The 2,487-nt window shown below is 76.8% G+C and carries 2 protein-coding genes and 1 pseudogene; all 3 read right to left on the reverse strand.

The features are described from left to right. On the reverse strand, positions 1-637 hold a 637-nt coding region (pyrF, locus tag BJF79_RS37235; RefSeq protein WP_075904462.1), incomplete at its 3' end, for an orotidine-5'-phosphate decarboxylase. Beyond that, positions 634-1,629 carry a dihydroorotate dehydrogenase gene (locus BJF79_RS37240; protein WP_075904463.1) on the reverse strand — a complete coding sequence of 332 codons (996 nt, stop codon included), beginning with the start codon at positions 1,627-1,629 and terminating at the stop codon, positions 634-636. The genes BJF79_RS37240 and pyrF, both read right to left, overlap by 4 nt. A 49-nt stretch (positions 1,630-1,678) precedes the next feature. Next, a pseudogene (locus BJF79_RS37245) lies at positions 1,679-2,487 on the reverse strand (dihydroorotate dehydrogenase electron transfer subunit); the annotation flags it as partial.

The following is a 2,487-nucleotide window of genomic DNA, read 5'->3' on the forward strand; positions in this document are numbered from 1 at the left end:
CCGGGGCGCCGGGTGATGGGACGGCCGCGCCGAGCAGGTCCGCGCCCGCGGCGAGGGCCTGCTCGGGCGTCGCCACGCGGGCCTGGTCCTGGACGTCGGCGCCCGCGGGGCGGACGCCGGGCGTGATGAGCGTGATGTCCGGGCCGACCTCGGCGCGGACCTGCGCGGCCTCCTGCGGCGAGCACACCAGCGCCTGCGCGCCCGCCTCGACGGCCAGGACGGCGAGCCGCCGGACGGCGTCCGGGGCGGGGCCCTCGATGCCGAGCCGGGCCAGATCGGCGTCCCCGAGGGACGTCAGCACCGTCACGGCGGCGATCTTGGTGGCCGGGACGGCCTCCACCGCCTCCCGGATCATCGCGGGGCCGCCCGCGGCGTGCACGGTGAGGAAGGACGGCTTGAGCCGCGCGACGGCGCGCGCGGCGCCCCGCACGGTCGCGGGGATGTCGTGCAGCTTGAGGTCCAGGAACACCTGCACGCGGCTGGCGCCCCGGACGCTCGCGACGACGTCCGGGCCGTACCGCAGGTACAGCTCCAGGCCGACCTTGACGGTGGAGACGTGCGGGGTGACCAGGGTGGCCCAGCGTGCGGCCGTCTCCAGGTCGGGCGCGTCCAGCGCGACGGCGATGGGGGCGGTCACGTTCGCTCCTTCTCGGGTTCGTCGGGCCGCACCTGCGGCGGCACGTATCCGGCCGGCCGGTGGGCCAGCCCGACGGCGTCGGCCAGGCTCCCGATCCCGCGGGCCGTGAGGGCCTCGTCGAGTTCGCGCAGGACGCGGGGGCCGGCCGCGGGGTCGTGGAACAGCGCGGTGCCGACGGCGACCGCCGACGCCCCGGCGAGGACGAACTCCAGTGCGTCCAGGCCGGTGGCGATGCCGCCGACGCCGATGATCGGGGTGCGCGGCAGCGCGGCGTGCACCTGGTACACGCAGCGGACGGCGACGGGGCGGATCGCCGGGCCCGACAGGCCGCCCGACACGCCGGTGAGGGCGGGCCGCAGGGTGTGCGGGTCGATCGCCATGCCGTCCATGGTGTTGATCAGCGTGAGCCCGTCGGCGCCCGCGTCGACGCAGGCCAGCGCGATGGTGACGATGTCGGTGGCGTCCGGGGCGAGCTTGGCCAGCACGGGGACGCCGGGCCGCGCGTGGTCGCGGACGGCCCGGACGACCGCCGCGGCGGCCGCCGGGTGCCGGCCGAACGTCCCGCCGCGGTCGCCCGCGTTCGGGGCGGCGAGGTTGACCTCGATCGCGGCGACGCCGGGGACGCCGCGCAGCCGCCGGGACAGGTCGCCGTACTCCTCGACGCTGTCGCCCGCGACGGACACGACCGTGCGGACGTCCTGCTCGATGAGCCACGGCAGGTCGTGTTCGAGGAACGTCTCGACGCCCGGCCCGGGAAGCCCCATGGCGGTCAGGAGGCCGCTGGGGGTTTCGGCCACGCGCGGTGTGGGGCGTCCCGCGCGCGCTTGGGGCATCACGGACGTGGTGACGAACGCCCCCAAGCGGGAGAGTTCGAAGAACTGGGCCAGTTCCCGCCCGGTGCCGCCGCATCCGGAGGCGGTCAGGACGGGGTTGGGCAGGTCCAGGGCGCCTATCGAGGTGCGGAGCCGGTCGCTCGCCGCCCGGTCGCTCACCGGTCGCTCCCTTCGGTGATGCCGCGCGTGCCGGGCGACAGGACGCGCGCGCCCCGAGCGCGTCGAACGGGATGGTGCCGAGGTCGCCCCACCGGACGCGGTCGCCGCGCAGGACGGGCCCGTCCGCGCAGGCGCGCACCATGCGGGTCACGCCGTCGTCGCCGTGGACGGGCAGGACGCACGTCATGCAGACGCCGATGCCGCACGCGCCGGTCCGCTGCATGAACTCCTCGACCGACACCTGGGACGGCAGGCCGAAGTCGCCCGCGACCTGGGTGACCGAGCGGAGCAGGCCGGTGGGCCCGCAGCCGTAGACGACGTCGGCGGCGGTCTCGTCGATGGCGCGGGGCAGCACGTCGCGGACGGTGCCCTGCTCGCCGAGCGTCCCGTCCGCGGTGACGACGGTGGCGCTGTCGCCGATGCGCTGCGCCATCCGGGACCCGAACACCTGCTTCGCGGACGGGCCGCCGAGGACGAAGTGGACGCGGCAGCCGCGCCGCAGCAGGGAGTCGGCGAGCGCGAACAGCACCGCGCCGCCGGGCCCGCCGCCGACGAGCAGGCAGTTCACCGGGTCGCGGGGCAGCCGGAACGGGCGGCCGAGCGGGCCGAGCAGGTCGAGCTGGTCGCGGGCGCGCAGCCCGGCGAGCCAGGACGTGCCGGGCTCGGTGTCGGCGAACACGACCTCGACGGTGCCGCCGTAGTCGGACTTGACCTCGTGCACCCCGAAGCAGCGGCGGACGAGCCGGGCGGTGTGCCGGCCGCCGACGGCGACCGCGATGAACTGGCCCGGCCGGAACCGCTCGGCGATCGCCGGGGCGACCAGCGTCATCGCGTGGTAGTCCTGCACCTGGCGGACCG

This window comes from Actinomadura sp. CNU-125 (assembly GCF_001942465.1).
Lineage (GTDB): Bacteria > Actinomycetota > Actinomycetes > Streptosporangiales > Streptosporangiaceae > Spirillospora.